The sequence below is a fragment of the Pseudomonas sp. ef1 genome (assembly GCF_007293365.2).
Taxonomy (GTDB): domain Bacteria; phylum Pseudomonadota; class Gammaproteobacteria; order Pseudomonadales; family Pseudomonadaceae; genus Aquipseudomonas; species Aquipseudomonas siliginis.
Map to the genome: position 1 here is coordinate 684,948 of NZ_CM129815.1, position 16,265 is coordinate 701,212.

The following is a 16,265-nucleotide window of genomic DNA, read 5'->3' on the forward strand; positions in this document are numbered from 1 at the left end:
GGCTACCACTCTTCGAACACACCGGTTTTGGTCCTTTTCAATGTCTGCTTTTGTCCGGTGCCAAAGCCAATTGGCGAGTACGCTCTATCGTCGCGCGAATTAGGCAGGCATCGGACCACTCACCGAAAACTGATTTATGCAATTTCGGGTCGGCCTGGCACTCCGCATCTCGAAATTTCATCCAGGCTCTTTGAGTTTCTCTCAGTGCTTTCTGACCGCTTTCGTCCAGCCGACTCATACGATCCCGAAATACAGAATTCAACAATGCATCCGCGTCAGGAACCATCAGATCAAGAACGCCATTTCCCGAGGGAAACCACTCAACGTCCGCCAATGCCTGTTCGCTCTCATTGTTCCAATTGTAGAGGCCGTTTTCTTCGATCTTCAGTGTGGCGGATCGCTGATGGTGATTCGTCGGATCGCTTTCGCTGACCTCTGAGCGATAAACAATTTCCAAATAGATAGGGTCGGTTGTGCGCTGAGGATCATTCAATAGCGTTTGCCGAACAATGGCCCGTTGCTTATTGCTCTCAGTGATCTCTATCGAAAAGCACGGATCCGGCCCAGGACGTTCTGCGGACGCCTTCCTCTCCAGGCATTGAGTACGAACCGCCATGGAAGGGGTATCCGAACCGCCACCCACATCGACGACTCTGACAAGCAACCGGACTTCCGGGTCCTTGGAAAAGTCGGCCTGAAGGATGGTGGCAATCATCGTGCCCTCAGCCATGACCACAGGCGACAGTATTGAAAGTAAAAAAATGAGGCTGAATCTGAAAATCTGCATTCCTTGGCGTCCGTAAAAAACTCAGTGATCCGTTCAATTCTGAAAGGGCCTGCGACAGAAGATAGAGTCAGAACCGACAAACGGGCCAGATCTATTTAAGTTCTCAACCAAATTCAAAGCGATCGAGCGCAAAAAATAGATCGCCCCCCTTGATTAAATTATCGATTTCCCTGCCTACTTTCGCAACTTCACTAATTCAATCTTTCCTTAACTCTGCTAGGAATTTTACTTTCCATACTTTTCTTCTTCATCGCACCAAGGTATTCAGCATAGTACTTTTTTGCCTCGTCACCCTTACCAAGCGCCCACAAGGAGTCAGCAACGTTGAGCTTTAACGGCACCCTATCCGGTGCTACAAGTAATAAACGTTTATAGATTTGCATTGCCAAAAGATGCTCACCTCCCTGAGCAAAATAAAACCCCATGTCGTTATATTCAGATATATTATTTTCCGGGGGATAACATGCCATATACGAGGGGACGCCCATGAAAATATGATCCCTCAGAGAACTAGCACGCGATTGACTTTCAGTATCCCGCGAAGCATCAGAGATTAAAAGCCTTGGAGACTTACTTCCTTTAGAAAAATCAAAAAACTCCCCCTCGAAGTCTTCCACTTATCATCCTGCCATGTCCCTTCACACTGTTGCGCTGATCCTATGTTCTTAATACAGCCCGTCTCCATCGAAATTACATCACAATATGCCTGTGAAGAAATAATAGTAGTTCCCTCGTCATCCACCACCTCCCCAGCATTAGTCCGTTGAATGATCAAATATCTATTATCAGGAGAAATAGAATCTGCATCAGGGTTCGCTACGACCCCATCCTCCGAAAGCTCCATCCCAATTGGAACGGCATAAATTTTGAACGATACTGCGGCGGATCTATATTCTACGTCACGCCATCCACCGTATTTTTTATCGAAGCTTTGAGCACTCAAGGAAGTGCCTTTTACTCCTTTAACTTCCATGGCCTTTGGATCTGCTTGAGCCATCTGCAATGACGCAAAACTGGAAAGAACAAATAAAAAAAATACATTAAACATTGAGCGCAGCCTTTAATTTAGTAAATCTTGGTCCCGGATCCGTCATTTCAGGGCGACCCGGCCCGTAGATATCCACAATCTTCCGTTCATATACTGAGTGATTACTTCCCCAAGTAGCTATGTCTTTGCTGACGTTCGGATTCTGCAAAAAGAATTCATCCAAAGCTTTTTTAACATTAGCTGCAACCTTACCTGGTCTATTCACATTTTCATCCAAAGCCGTTGCCTGTCCCAGCGCAGAACGAAAAACCTTACCAATTGAAAAACTATACGCATTTGGCACTTTCAACAAAACATCTCTCAATCGGTCTATAAAGTCTGTAATCTGAAGCTCGACATATAAAGGGCTGCCGACTGCGCAGGACATCACTGATACAGGCTTACACTCGATAACCTTCCCGTATGTTGCTAGCGAGCAACCTAACCTCAATTTCTTTTTAAGATCATCACCCGCAATTTTTTCCCCATCCAAAAAATCCGGATGCTGGTAATACATGCTCGGCTTTTCACCACTTAGATCGAGAAACCAACCTTGACTCTCAAACAACTCAAAAAACTCGTCAGGATACAATTCTTTGAATTTTTTAACTTGAACTGGAAGTTCTCCCTCGCCCAATGGATTGACTGTTTTCTGCATTGCCCCTGCAGTTATAAGCTCGCTATCATATGCCTGCACCGCATTTATTTTCCCTTCATTCTCGCACATCGCTGTAATTACTTTTTTCTCGAATGCGGTAACCTTCCCAGCCGCTTCGATAGCTGCCCATTGCGGAGCGTCCCCTAGCTTTCCTTCACCCCATACTACGGGACCGAAATTAGAATGCCACTTCGTGACCTTTACGACAGCATTACATGTGCATTTTTTCTTTTGATCGAAGTTCCCTATTAATCCAACCGTATGCATGTGCCAGACCTTACCATCTGGGCTCAGCCCCTCCTGCGAGGCAACTTCCTTCCACCAAGATAGTTCTTTAATTCGTTTTTTCTGCTGAACCCAATTCACGTTAGGATTATCAGCTCTATGCCCCATTAACTCATCCAGTGCATCCCATTTTTCCGAATCATAAAACCATTCACTTTCACACTTTGTAATAAGCTGCGATATTGACTGCGCGAACCAAGGATTAGCGAGTGCTGCTTGAATTTCTTTCGTAGTCAGTTTATCGTTCTTATCAGTATCAATTATATCGTATAGCCCTTCCTTTACCGGCCCTTTAGTCGACTTACTGGCGAGAGGAACGAAAACAGTCTTCTCTTCATCAGTGAGCATATCGCGATCATGAAGATATGAAGATAGATGCTCAGCATTACTCTCGGTCTCTTCAATAAACTTGAACCCAATCCATTCCCATGGGTTATGGCGGGTGGTAATCAAATCTTTTTCGCCTACCCACCCGCTTATAGGTTTACCTTGCGCATCTCCAAGCAATCCTTCGAGATGCCACCATCGAGTAATGTTAGAAGCAGAAGGAATAGCACCTGAACCGGGAGTAGTAACAGTTTGTTTAATTTTTTTTGAATCCGGCAACGACTCTAAAACACTGTAGGGAACAACCAGATCATATCCAATCACCACACCGGCATCGTTGGCTTGTGGTGGATTGGTCGCACTTATATCTGGGCGATGAGTAATTAGCTTCGTATCTTTGTGAATCTTTAACAGATTTTTTTGATCGTCTGGTAAGGCAGCAGCTGCACCTTGGCTAAGAGAAACAAATTTCTCAATGTCATCGCACGTGAATACTTCCACATGAACTAGGTTGCGAGGTGCTCCTTCATCATGTTCTTGATAATGACCTGCAAAACCAACCAACGCGCCGGCCTTAATGGTCACAGGTTCATCGAGCAAAACGACCTTCCCCATATCCTTGGGTTCAGTCTTAGTTTCAAGAGAGGGAAACCATACATAACCTCCAATATTGCCAGCCTCATCAGCAGCAAGTGCAGGAATTGGATTACCACTCACAACTTTTACTAGTTTTCGATAGTTACCAACTGCGCCTTCTTGGCTAATCTCAATTTGAGTGCCAGCAGGCAGAATCGACATAACCTCGCCGGTGGTCGACCCCGTTCTACGAACTCTCAACCCCTTGGCCTGATTAGCAGGTATATTTTTTGCTAGCTCGCCAATCAGGTACTGATCTGGGCCTTTACTGTTCATTTGGGTTTTGAACACCCAGCCGCCTACAGCTACGGATTGGTCAGCTTCCGGCGACACACTTACAACTTTTAGCCATTTTCCATCTGTACTCGCGCCTCCCGTGGTGACGGTTGTGCCACGCGGCAATGTAGTCAGAATATTGGTGTAATCCGTGGTTCCTGGAAGCCCTGCGCGCACATTCAGGCCCTCGACGGGATCCTTCACATCCGCTTTTACTTGGTAGCCTCCATTAACCCAATAGGACGGCCGCTCCAACATAGGCGTTTTCGTCCTGTAGCCATCCATGTCCAACAGATGCATATACAGGCTATAAAACGTCAATATCGGTCCCGCAGCTGGAGCAGGTGGCGGAGGTCCACCTGCTCCGGCAGGTGGTGCTGGAGGGGACGGCACCTCCAAGACATGCTTAATCAGCACAAAGCCTGTCGAAGCAAAGGCGGTACGGTCGGTATATACCGTGGCTGGATAAGTGTCATCGATCCGATAGGCAACTACTTGCCCATCAGCGATGCAACGAACCTCGCTCTGTGCCGAGACTAATCCAGAAGCCTCATCAAAATGCACGCCGCCATGCCACAAGCCATTGCTGCCAAGTGGGTAATAACCATCCTGCGCCTTCGCTAATGCCGCGTAATACTGCTGTGGATCTGTGCCACCTGCACCACCTATCTTTATTGGGTAAGACCACTTTTTAACTTTCACTGGCTCTGTCATTTGTACTTTTACCTAATCCTTTTTGATCCGTTGGCGGTCAACCAGAGAACCTGATCATTCGCATTGGTCGAAGGTCAGCTTTCTGAGGCACCGCATTCCCCAACGCCTGATCCATCAAACTCCCCGCCTTATCCTTATCCGCCGCCCCCGGCAGCACCGGCGGTTTAATCCCGATGCCAGTACCCGATCCCGCAGAACCACCCGCATTGATCTTGATCACCGGCCCAACCACCGTCACCCCACCGCCATCGAGCTTGATAAAGCTCCCACCCCCAAGAATGGTCAGCTCCGTCCCCGCCTCGATAACAATCTTGTCCCCAGCCTTAAGGTGAATCTCTTTCCCCACGCTGGTCAGCTGCGCAGTCCCGAGCTTCACATGCTGGTTCTGCCCAATCGTCAGGTGATCATCCAGCTTCGCTTCAACCTTGCGATCGGCAATCGTGGTGCGGTGTTCCTCGGCCTTCAGCTCGGTGTAGGTGTTCTTCACCACGGTGTCATGACGTTCATTACCGACCCGAATCTTCTGATCATGCTCAACGTTCTCATCCCAATCACGCTGGGCATGAATGTAGATCTGCTCCGCACCTTTCTTGTCTTCAATACGCAGTTCGTTGTACCCACCACCACCCGGCGAGCTAAGGGTTTTGAACACGCTGCGAGTCTTGTTCGCCGGCAGTGCGTACGGCACCGGGTTTTCCTTGTGGTACAGGCAACCGGTCACCAGCGGTTGGTCGGGGTCGCCTTCGAGGAAGGTGACGAGGACTTCCATGCCGATGCGCGGGATGCTGATGGCGCCGTAGCGGTCGCCGGCCCAGGAGCTGGAGACACGGAGCCAGCAGCTGGTTTTGTCGTCGGCCTGGCCTTCGCGGTCCCAGTGGAATTGCACTTTGATGCGGCCGTATTGGTCGCAGTGGATTTCCTCGCCTTTGGGGCCGGTGACCATGGCGGTCTGGCTGCCGAGGACGCGCGGTTTCGGGTGTTCGAGGGCCGGGCGGTAGAACACGTCCCACGGGGTGGCGAGGAAGGTGTTGCGGTAGCCTTGGTGGAAGTCGTTTTTATTGTCGGTAGTGTCGCTGGTCACGCCTTCTTCGAGGACTTGCGGCTGTTTGCCTTCGTGGAGGATTTCGGTGAGCAGCCACAGGTCGTTCCACTCGCTGCGCGGGTGGTCGGACATCGCCATGAAGTGGCCGCTGACCAGTTTGGTCTGGTCGCCGCGACCTTCGGCCTGGCGGTAGTCGGCGCGATGGCGTTCGAGGGCGCGTTGGCTGAGGAACTTGCCACGGGCGCGGTCGATGAAGCGGCCCGGGTAGTCGTAGTCTTCGAGATCCGGCTCAGTGCTCTCGCCTTCGGGTTTGTAGGCGGCTTCCATTTGCAGGCGCGGTTTTTCGAAGTCGTAGTCGCGCCGTGTGATGCGGCTGGTGCGGGTTTCCAGGCGCAGCTTGAAGCCTTTGATCACCGGTTCTTCGGCGACCATGCCGCTGCCCTGCACATACGCGGTAGGCTGACCGAGTTTGCGGAACACGGTCTGGTCGTCGCCGAACACCAGCAGATGGCCTTTGTCGCTGTGCTGGAAGTGATAGTGAATCCCCTCCTCCTCGCACAGGCGCTGGACGAAGTGCAGGTCGGTTTCGTCGTACTGCACGCAGTAGTCGCGATCCGGGCACGGCTGGCTGAGCTGAAAGCTGTAGGCGTTGCTCTTGATACCGTGCTCTTCGAGGATCAGCGCGATGATTTTCGGCGCCGACATCTGCTGGTAGATGCGCTGGTTGGTGCGGTGATGCAGGTATTGCAGTTGCGGCACGATCGAAACTTTGTAGCGGGTCAGGCGCTTGCCGGCATCGCCCTGGGCGACGCGGTAGATCTGCCCGTGAATGCCCGAGCCCTGCGGATCGAACGCGAGAAACGCCTGCTTGTGCAGCAGTTGCTCCAGATCCAGATCAGGGTTTTCGCTGACCAGTTCAAGGTCGAAGCGATACGCCTGGCTGATACCTTCGGTGCCGGTGAACGACAGCACTTGCAGGTCGCCGACGTAGTCTTCGACCTTGAGGCTGAAGTGGGTTTCGTTAGCTGAGTTGAACATCGTGTGCTCCCTGTTCGAATGTCATCCGTTACGCCCGAAGTCGCAGACGTTGCAGCCAGGACGAAGTGGCGCCCAAGGCGTCACGCAATTGTTGGGCAGTGATGGTGCGTTCTGCCGGGTTGAAGCTCAGCGCGGTTCGCAGCGCTTGCCAGCCGTGCTGGGGTAGATTCGCTGGGGCGCGCAGCTCGCGCTCCAGATGCTCATCGCGGGCCTGGGTCGAGGGCAAGCGGCGGAACGGGTGTTTGCCGCCCGCCAGTTCATAGATCACGCAGGCCACGCCGTACACGTCCGCGCTGGCCGACAACGGTTGGCCCTCAAGCAGTTCGGGGGCGGCGTAGCCCGGGGTCCAGGCGTTGAAGCGCTCGCGGCTCAGGTGCGGCAGGCCGGGCAAGGTGCCCTCTTCTGCCTGCCCCAGACCAAAGTCGAACAGGCGCAGGCCGTCTTCGCTGAGCATGACGTTGCTCGGTTTCAGATCACCGTGCAGCACGCCACGACTGTGGGCGTAGGCCAGCGTGTCGAGCAGCGGCAGGACGATGTCGCGCAGTTCATGCCACGGCAGGCCGAGGGGCCGCTCGCAAAGCAATTTGTCCAGGGTCAGGCCACGCATGTATTCCATGGTGATGAAGGCCCGCTGGCAATCGGTGTCGACTTCAAAGGTGTGCGCACGCACGACGTTGTCGTGGCGCAGGCGTCGGGTCAGGGCGAACTCGCTGTAGAGCAAGGCACTGGCGTCCGGCGATTCGGCAAATTCTTCGCTGAGGATTTTCAGCGCAATGTAGGGGTCGGGATCGCCGAACTGCTCGTGCAGCAGATCCCGCGCCCGGTAAACGGCGCCCATGCCACCGGCCCCGAGCAGACGCTCGAGGTGGTAGCGACCGGCGAGTACATCCGGCAGCGCACCGATGCTGGCCTTGGTAGGCGCCAGCAACGGTTCGGCCTTGTTGCCCTTGGCGAAGGCGAAGTAGGTCAGGTTGTTGGCCTGCTCGTCGCTGATCAGCAAGTCATCGATGGGCGATTCGAGTTCACTCATTGGCGGATCACCACGGCAGTCAGGTTGTCGCGCGCAGCGCCACGCAGGGCGCCGTCGAACAAACGTTCCAGCGCCACGTGCGGCGCGCTGAGGCTGAGGGCGTTGCCGAGGGCATCGCTGCTCAGGCCCTGATACAAACCATCGCTGCAGAGCAAAAACACATCGCCCGGATAGACCTCGAGTTCAAGCACATCCAGGGTCAGTGTGTCGGCGGCGCCGACGGCTCGGGTGAGTGCCTGAGCCGCCGGGTGCGCTGCCGCCTGTTCGACGCTCATTTGCTGCTCGTCGATCAGTTGCTGTTGCAGCGAATGGTCCTTGGACAGCTGATACAGCCGCTGCCCGCGCCACATATAGCAACGGCTGTCGCCGGCCCAGATGCAGGCCGCGCGATTGCCTTCCACCAGCAGCGCGACGACGGTGCTGCCCATGATGCTGTCGTGGCGTCCGGCGGTGACGGTCAACTCCTGCCCCAAGCGCCGGTTCAGCCAGTGCAGGCACTGGCGGATGGCTTTGAGGCGTTCGTCGAAATCCTCATGTTGCGGCAACTCAGCCAGGCTGGCGACGATCAACTGGCTGGCGATGTCGCCACCCTGATGACCGCCCATGCCGTCCGCGACCACCCACAGCCCATGCTGCGGGGAATCGAGGAAGGCATCTTCGTTGCGCGCCCGCACCTTGCCCGGGTCGGTACGCGCCGCGCTGCGCCAGGGACTGGCCACCAGCATCAGAGCTGCACCGGCATACGGAAGGTGCGCAGCACGCCCATGTCGAACGGGTTTGGCGTGCGCTGGCTGGTCAGCAGGTAGTTGGCGCGCAGGCCGCCCACGTCGGCTTTCAGTACCAGCACGTCGCGACCGTTCAGATACTCGGTCTGCATCAGGTCGAACAGACGGAACAGCGACCATGGGCCGGAGTTCTTCTCGATCCCGATCGGGCGTCCGGCCATCTTGTCCATGACCAGACTGGTGCGACCGTCTTCAGCATCGGTCGGCCACTTGAAGGTCATCGGCAGGATCGGGCCGTGACGGTATTCCATGGTCTTGTCGCCGAACTTGAATTCGGAGCGGCTGACCGCCGGATCGAGGGTGTAGGGCTCAAGCTTGAACTGCACCGTCGGCTCGGCCGGGTTGATCGAGAAGAAACTCTGGCGAATGGTCTGCGCCGCCGCCATCTGATCGAGGTAGACCTTCGATACCGGCAGGCTGTGACCGTCGACGCTGCGCATGCGGTAGTTGCCCGGATCGCCGCTGACGAATGGACGCATGTAGCTGTCGAAGAAGCGGTCGACGGTACCTTGAGCACGGAAGAACTCGCGGAAGTCGCTGATCGCCACGTCGCTGGTGCTGCTGGCGCTGAACGGATAACGCTTGCTGATGGTTTTGCCATACACGCTGTACAGCTCGTTCTGATAACGGCCGTTCAGGTATTGATAGGCATCGTTGAGCACCAGACGCCACGAGTCCTCGGCCAGCACGTTGAACCACACGCTCAGCGGACGCGGCAGACGACCGGAGGCATTGCGCAGGTTGGTCAGCGCATCACGCTGGCCGCTCATGCGCGTCTTGGCCATCTCGAACGCGGCTTGCTCCGGCGTGCTGGAACGGGCCAGACCGGCCAGTTGCAGTTGCAGGTCGTTGAGTGCGCTGAACGCTGGCGTCAGGTCGGCGCCCGGGCCGTTGTTGTCGTCGAGCAGACGATGCAGCGGTTCGAAGCGGCGTTGCAGGGATTTCTTCGCGGTGTCCGGCAGGTTCTTCGCCACGTTCAGCGCCGAAGCCTTGTCGGCGGCAGCGGCGGCGAGTTTGCCGACCTTGCCCAGTTTGCCTTTCTGTCCGGCCAGCGCATCGGCAGCTTCGCCGGCTTCATCGACCGGATCAGCCGCGGCTTCGAAGCGGGTGTTTTCACGCACTTCGGTGAGCAGCGCGAGGACCGGCGAGTTGGCCGAAGTCAGGCCCGCCAGTTGCTCGGCGCCTTCGCCAGCGTCGCTGATCGGTGGCAGTGCGACCTGGCCAACGGCTTCGCTCCAGTAGTTGGCGTAGTCGCGGAAGTACAGCTGCTCAAGCTCGACCATCAGGCGACGCAAATCCATGTCGCTGATGCCCGCGCCTTCGCCCAGCACCCAGTTGTCACGCAGGATGTCGGTGACCAGCGCGGCGCCCTGCACCGAGAAATACTGCTGATAACCCTGCTGGGTGTAGAAACCCGGGATCACGTATTCCGTGCCGATGAACAACGAACCTTGCGGGCCGAGGTGCTGGCTGAAGCGGTAGTCCGGCAGGTTGCGCGCCTGCTCGCGGAGCATGCGATACACAACGTTGGCCAGAGATTCGCTGCGCAGGACCTGACGCGCCTGCGTCACCAACTGATCGTTCAGCGGGTAGATGAACGGCTGCTTGAGCAAACGCTCGAGGTGCGTGTTCAGTCCATTCTGCACCGCGGTGTTACCGGTGTAGCGCTGCGACCAGTCAGTGGCGACCCAGTCCTTGAGCCACGCCGCGTCGCGACGATCTTTCATGTTCAGCATCAGGTACGCACGCAGACTGTTGAGGAGGCGATCGCGGTCCTTCATGTTGGCTCGGATCTGCCCTTCGAGCATGGTCGCCACCCGTGGCAGCAACTGCGCTTCCAGCTCACGCTCGTAGGCGGTTTTCACCACCGGGTTGATCTCTTCGCCCTGATACAGGCCGCCACGCTCGTGGTACGAGACGTCGCCCTTGCTCGGGAACACCTGGGTCGCGGCGTAGCTGGTGTCGAGAACTTTCAGCACGCCCATGGCGTCATCGCGCGGCGTGACGGCCGAGCGTTGCTGGGTCCAGTTCTGCGCCAGCGTGCGCAGGTTTTCCAGACGCTCGTAGTTGGCCGAGAAACCACCGGCCCAGAGCATGCCGAACAGTGCCAGTGCCGCCAGAGCGCCGACGTACAGCGCACGCTGGCCCCAATGAATGCGGCTGCGCTCGCGCTTGTCCAGACCGGCCAGATCGGCCTCGGGAAAAATCACCTGGCTGAGCAAGTGGTGGATGAATCGCGAACGACCGCTGCGCAGAGTCGGCAGCACGCCGGCGTTCATGCCCAGGCTGGCGCCGATGCCGGCGGTGGTCGAATCCATTTCCTGGGTCAGGTGCGGCGCGCTGGTCAGGTAGAAACCGCGCAGTTGCGTGGCGCGCTGATAGCGGTTGCCGGTGAACGCCATGTCGACGAACAGGCACAGACGCTCGCCGATCTGCCCGAGCTGATGCGGGAAGTCGAGGATGCGGCCACGGCGCTGAGTGTCGCGTTCGGAGTGCATGCGCATGATCACTTGGCTGTTCAGGCGGCGCAGCAGCTCTTCGAACTCGTTGCGCAGGACCGTGACGTCGGTGCCGACCTGATCCTTGCGGAAACTGGTGCCGAGCACCTGATCGCTTTCTTCGCGAGTCAGTTGATCGAAGAACTCGTCGAAGCCGAGCAGCTTGTCCGCCTTGCTCAGGACCAGATACACCGGCACGTCGACGTGCAGCTTCTGATGCACGTCCTGCAAACGGCTGCGCACCTGCCGCGCGAGTGTCTCGATGTCCTGCTCGCTGCCGCCGGTGAGGGTTTCCACCGGAATGGTCACCAGCACGCCGTTCAACGGACGTCCGCGACGACGCTTGCGCAGCAGCTCCAGCAGGGTTGTCCAGGCGTTGCCGTCGACTTCGGCGTCCGGTTGAGTGGTGTAGCGCCCGGCGGTGTCGATCAGGACACCGTGATCGGCGAAATACCAGTCGCAATGGCGGGTGCCGAGGGTGTCGCGGGTCAGCTTGCGGTCGATCTTGTTGATCGGAAATTCCAGACCGGAAAAGTCCAGCAGGCTGGTCTTACCCGACGCCTGCGGACCGATCAGCAGGTACCACGGCAAGTCACTGCGCCAGCGCTCGCTGCGACCGCGATACAGGCTCGACGTCTTCAGGGTTTTCAGCGCGTCCTTGAAACGCGCCTTCAACTCTTTCTGTTCTTCGTCGATCAGCTCTTCGCGGCGGATACGGTCCTGACCGTCCTCGCTTTCCTCCTCGGCTTTCTTGCGGATACCGGCGCGCCAGCTGACGAAGACCATGGTCAGGCCCCAGATCAGGAACAGCACGCTGATGGTCAGCAGGCGCGAGGTCGCGCTTTCCCAGAACTTGTAATCATCGACCGCCAACAACGGGCCGACGAACCACACCAGCAGCGCCACGAACAGCACCAGCAGCAAAGTCCAGACCCAGGTCTGGCGCAGGAAGGCGCCGACTTTCTTGAAAAACTTTTTCATCACACGTCCCTGTTTTACGGCTGCGCCTGCGGTTGCACCGCGGCTGGATCAAGCGGCTGATAAGGATGCAGAACGGTGTCGCGTTGTTCGCTCAAGACCCAGGCGAAGCCCGAATACATCACCACCAGACAGACCAGAGTAAAGAGCACCACCATCCACGCCGGCACGATGCGCACCAGGTTGCGGCGCTGATCGTTGAGACCTTCCCAGTGCGGCGACAACTCGCGCGGCACGTCGCCGCGCAACTGACGGATCTGCCGGTACAAGGCGTCGCGGATGCCTTCAAGCTCAAGCATGCCGCGCGCCTGTACGCGGTACTTGCCCTCGAAACCGAGGGACAGGCACAGGTACATCAGTTCGAGCATCGGCAGGTGCTTGACCGGGTTTTTCGACAGCCGATCAAGCAGCTGGAAAAACTTCTCGCCGCCGAAGGTTTCGTTGTGGAAGCTGCTCAGCAGGCTCATCTGCGACCACTCGCTTTCGTTGCCCCACGGCGTGGTCACGACGGCTTCGTCGACCACGGTGCAGAGCACGTAACGCGCGGCCATTACCTGGCTGCTTTCCGCACCGTTGTGCAGGGCGCGCACTTCGAACAACTTCAGCCCGGCGGTCAGCCGCTCATTCAGCGCGTACAGGTCTTCGCGGGTCTCGCTGTGCTTGAGACGCACCACTTCCGAGAGCAGTTCGGACGAGGCCGCGACCAGCGAGTTGAGGCTGATATTGAACGCCTCGGCCGGACGCAGGCGCGCGGCGTAGATCATGCGTTCTTCCAGTTGCTCGAAACGCGGCGGCGCGGCGAAGTCGGTCAGCGGACTCGATGCCGGTCCGTGGCCCTGACGGTCGAGCAGGACGGTTTTGTCGTCCTGGTTGTAATCCGTTTCCTTGATCATGTCGGTCAGTTCCTGATGGCCCAGAATTTCAGTTCAAGCTCGGCGAATTCGCCGGACACGTGGAACGCGAAACCGCCGGAGCGCTCGAGTTGTGCCAGGTCTTCGGAACTGAGTTCGAGGATGAAATAGGTTTTGTTCGAGTGGAACGCGATCTGCCGTGGGGCCACCGGCAACGGTTTGACCTTGATCCCCGGCAAGTGCAGGTTGACCAGTTGGCGGATGCGTTCCACCGGGCCGACCTTGAGGTGCTGCGGCAAGCGCTGACGCAGTTCTTCGGAGTCGCAGTTGGCACTGGCTGCCAGCACGAACGAGGCCGAGCCGAGCAGTTTGTGATCGTGCAACGGCGAGACGATGATGCCGTACTGACGCGCCTGCAGGATCAGTTCGATGGCGTGCTGTTCGAGCACCATCGACAGCACTTGGCGGATCGCTTCCATCAGTTTGCGAAAGCTCGCGCCCTGATCCGCGTGGGAATAGCGGCTGTCCAGACGCGGGCGTTTGCTCTCGCCGGAGAAGGTCGCCAGATCGCCGAGCATGGTCAGCAGCGTGCGATACAACTCTTCCGGGTGCACCTGCTCAAGACCGAGGTAATGGCGCAGCAGCAGTTCGGTGCGGTTGATCAGTTGCAACATCATGAAGTCGCCGACTTCAGCGCCGCCGACCTTGCCGTTGGAGCGAATCCGCTCGGCAATCGTGTCGCCACGGTGGCTGAGCATGCTGATGACTTCTTTCAGGCACGACAGCAGATAGCTGGAGGCGTGGGCCTGAATGTAGGTCGGGACGAAATCCGGGTCGAGGCTGATCACGCCGTCGGGCGTGGTGTCGAGCACGTCGCAGATTTTCAGCTTCACGTAGGCCTGATCGCTCTGCTGCTCGCCGAGCAACAGTTTGAAGTCCGGACGACCGCAGCTGACCTGGCTGGCGGAATCATCGCCGGCGTTGGAGTCGGCGACTTCGGCGTCATACGCGGTGTAGCGCGCGAGCACGTCGGATTGCTCCGGGCGCCGGGCCTCGATGTGGTTGCCAGTGACCAGCGGCAGCGCCAGATAGATCGGCGTGTTGCCGGTGTTCGGCGGCACGTCCAGCGCCAGCGGCTCAGTGTTGCCACCAAGTTCGAACAGGCTGCCGTCCGGCAGAATCCCCGAGGCTTCACTGATCACCAGTTTGCCCATGTTGAGGAACTGCAAGTCGATTTCCAGATTGAGAAAACCCCAGGTGTAGCCACCGAGCAATTGCGTGCGGGTTTTCATCTGGTGATCGTAATAACGATCGTTGTGCTGGAAGTGCTGCGGTCGCAGCAGCATGCCTTCCTGCCAAATGACTTTATGGGTGTTCATGATCAGTCATCCGCCTTGGCGAGCACTTGTTGGGTGTTGCGGATACCGGCCTGATCGAGGGTCAGATCAGCCTCGGTGAGTTCCAGCGGAGTGATCTGCACGGTGTGGCGCCACTGGGTATCCGGCAGGTCGCGATAGGCGGCGAGGATGCCCACGTAACGGCTGCCCTCCTCCACGCTGAGTTTCAGTTCCACTGTTTCACCCGGGCGCAGTTCGAGTTCTTCGCTGGCCACCAGATCCGGGTTGAGGGATTCCTTGGCGCGTTCGTAGAGGCTGAAGAAGTCAGCGTTCTCGAAGGTCACCGGGTGCTTGAGTTCGAACAGGCGCACGACGATCGGCGACGGCCGCCCGTTGAGGTCCGGATTGAGCTGATCGCTGCCGGTCAGCTTGAGGTTGATCTTGGTCACTTTCGAGTACGGCGACAGCGACGAGCAACCAGCGAGCAGCACCAGCACGGTGAGCGCAGTCAGCGTCTTGAAAAAGCGGTCGAGCGGCGAGACATGCGCATCATCCTTGGTGGTCGGTGTGGAGGGTGGAGATCAGGCAGATCTGTTCTTCGTAGGCCTGGGCGAAGTCGCGGGCCAGCAGACGCTCGCTCCAGTCATCGTCCTGACGCAGTGCCTGGTGATAGCGGCCGAACGCTCTCCACCGCCCACCCGATGTTGCAATCAATGGCTTGCTGTCGCGCTCGAAACGCAGGGTCAGCTGCTCTGGCGAGAAGTGCTCCAGCGTGCCGCGTACGGCGGCGCGACTGGCAGTCAGCAGAGCCACTTGGTGCGCCTGCAAATCACGGAATGCACGGGAGATCGCCTGCTCGGCGGGCAGGTGTCCAGGCTTGCTTGGCTGCAACAGAATCTGTAGCGCTTCGCTCGGGTCGACGGCGAATTTCAGCGGGTTCTTGTTGGTGCCTTGCACGGTGGTCTGGGCCAAACGCAGCTCGTTTTTCAGCTCGGAGCGGGTGCGCAGGCTCTGCTGCAAACCGCCGATGCTCTGGCGCAGCAGGCGCGCAGCGTTCAGCGCCAGCGCTTCACGTTCGTCGTGGCTGAGGCCTTTGACGTCGACGCCCAGCGCCGCGCCGAAGTGTTCCCAGAAACCTTCGCTCTGACGCTCGACGGCTTTCGGCGCAGGCGCCGGCTCAGGTTCGACCGGGGCGGCAATCAGCTCGGGGACCATCAGGCTTTCCATATCGATGCGCGCGTAGTCGGCACGCTGACGGGAGTCTTCCGGCTTGGCGGTCGGCGACAGCAGTTCGTCGATTTCTGAGTACACGCGCTCTTGCTGTTCGAGGGCGTTGAGCGGGTCGAGGTCAAGAAACGCGTCATCCGGAATGATGCTGCCAGCGGCGCGCGGACGGCCGACTTCGCCGTCGAAGGTCGCCGGGTCACGAACCAGCCGCGCGCGGATCTCGAAGTCGCCGAGAATGTAGGTGCTGCCGTGCTCGATGCGCACCGGCTCGCCCTTGTGCAGGCGTGCGCCACTGCTGCCGTCCTGGACACCGTTGCTGCTGGTGTCGGTGAGGAAGAACGAGCCCTCGCGGTAGCTGACAATCGCGTGATGATTGGACAGGTGCCGCTTGCGGTCAGGGATGATCCAGTCGCAGTCCTCGCCGCGCCCGATCACGCCACCGGCCTGTTTGAAGGTCCGCTGGCACAGCTCGGTGGGCACGAACTGCTTGGTGTTCAGCATTTCGAAAACCAATTCCATGTTTGATGCTCCTTGCGGTCACTTGCCGCGATTGACCGCTTGCGGATCACCCAACGGGCGATAGTCGTTGTCGTTGAATTTGTAATTGCCGCTACAGCCGCCAAGGCCGCATAGAACGACGAGGGTCAGCAGGACAGCGTGCCAGTGACGAACAGACATCAGAGGGTCTCCAGGTGTAGACAAAGCACAAAGCGCCGACCCTTGCGGGCGGCGCTGAAATAAGTTTTTGAGGTGGGCTCGAAGCCTCTAG

At 57.7% G+C, this 16,265-nt stretch carries 12 protein-coding genes and 1 pseudogene; all 13 read right to left on the bottom strand.

Going from position 1 to position 16,265, the window contains the following annotated elements; all coding sequences use genetic code 11:
- Window positions 1-37 precede the first annotated feature (37 nt).
- The 13 genes and pseudogenes from FEE99_RS03335 to FEE99_RS03395 all read right to left on the bottom strand — a co-directional run bounded on the left by FEE99_RS03335 (window position 38) and on the right by FEE99_RS03395 (window position 16,174).
- The gene (locus FEE99_RS03335; protein WP_237143797.1) at window positions 38-787 is read right to left on the bottom strand and encodes a lysozyme inhibitor LprI family protein; all 750 of its coding nucleotides are present in this window, start codon (window positions 785-787) and stop codon (window positions 38-40) included.
- 191 nt (window positions 788-978) lie between these two features.
- Window positions 979-1,404, bottom strand: coding sequence for a tetratricopeptide repeat protein (locus FEE99_RS03340; RefSeq protein WP_447121749.1), 426 nt, complete (start codon window positions 1,402-1,404; stop codon window positions 979-981).
- Window positions 1,341-1,835, bottom strand: coding sequence for a hypothetical protein (locus FEE99_RS03345; RefSeq protein ID WP_447121750.1), 495 nt, complete (start codon window positions 1,833-1,835; stop codon window positions 1,341-1,343). The genes FEE99_RS03340 and FEE99_RS03345 overlap by 64 nt, the downstream gene beginning before the upstream one ends.
- Window positions 1,828-4,698: an SH3 domain-containing protein gene (locus FEE99_RS03350; RefSeq protein ID WP_256675235.1), complete on the bottom strand. Its 2,871-nt coding sequence runs from the start codon at window positions 4,696-4,698 to the stop codon at window positions 1,828-1,830. Before FEE99_RS03350 ends, FEE99_RS03345 begins: the two co-directional genes overlap by 8 nt.
- Window positions 4,699-4,747: 49 nt before the next feature.
- Window positions 4,748-6,790: a type VI secretion system Vgr family protein gene (locus tag FEE99_RS03355; RefSeq protein ID WP_041476620.1), complete on the bottom strand. Its 2,043-nt coding sequence runs from the start codon at window positions 6,788-6,790 to the stop codon at window positions 4,748-4,750.
- A gap of 28 nt (window positions 6,791-6,818) precedes the next feature.
- Window positions 6,819-7,820, bottom strand: a complete 1,002-nt coding sequence (locus FEE99_RS03360) for a serine/threonine-protein kinase (protein WP_041476619.1) — start codon at window positions 7,818-7,820, stop codon at window positions 6,819-6,821.
- Window positions 7,817-8,545, bottom strand: coding sequence for a PP2C family protein-serine/threonine phosphatase (locus tag FEE99_RS03365; RefSeq protein WP_041476618.1), 729 nt, complete (start codon window positions 8,543-8,545; stop codon window positions 7,817-7,819). Before FEE99_RS03365 ends, FEE99_RS03360 begins: the two co-directional genes overlap by 4 nt.
- Complete coding sequence (gene tssM / locus FEE99_RS03370) at window positions 8,545-12,084, bottom strand: type VI secretion system membrane subunit TssM (protein WP_016772512.1); 3,540 nt, start codon at window positions 12,082-12,084, stop codon at window positions 8,545-8,547. Before tssM ends, FEE99_RS03365 begins: the two co-directional genes overlap by 1 nt.
- 14 nt (window positions 12,085-12,098) lie before the next feature.
- Window positions 12,099-12,974 carry a type IVB secretion system protein IcmH/DotU gene (gene icmH, locus FEE99_RS03375; RefSeq protein ID WP_041476617.1) on the bottom strand — a complete coding sequence of 292 codons (876 nt, stop codon included), beginning with the start codon at window positions 12,972-12,974 and terminating at the stop codon, window positions 12,099-12,101.
- 5 nt (window positions 12,975-12,979) lie between these two features.
- The gene (gene tssK / locus FEE99_RS03380) at window positions 12,980-14,311 is read right to left on the bottom strand and encodes a type VI secretion system baseplate subunit TssK (RefSeq protein WP_016772510.1); all 1,332 of its coding nucleotides are present in this window, start codon (window positions 14,309-14,311) and stop codon (window positions 12,980-12,982) included.
- Window positions 14,312-14,313: 2 nt separating this feature from the next.
- Window positions 14,314-14,813 (bottom strand): annotated as a pseudogene (gene tssJ, locus FEE99_RS03385) (type VI secretion system lipoprotein TssJ).
- Between the two features lie 5 nt (window positions 14,814-14,818).
- Window positions 14,819-16,015 carry a type VI secretion system-associated FHA domain protein TagH gene (gene tagH / locus FEE99_RS03390; RefSeq protein ID WP_143978903.1) on the bottom strand — a complete coding sequence of 399 codons (1,197 nt, stop codon included), beginning with the start codon at window positions 16,013-16,015 and terminating at the stop codon, window positions 14,819-14,821.
- 18 nt (window positions 16,016-16,033) lie between these two features.
- Entirely contained in the window at window positions 16,034-16,174 is a 141-nt protein-coding gene (locus FEE99_RS03395; protein WP_003229566.1) for a hypothetical protein, read from the bottom strand.
- Between the last annotated feature and the right edge of the window lie 91 nt (window positions 16,175-16,265).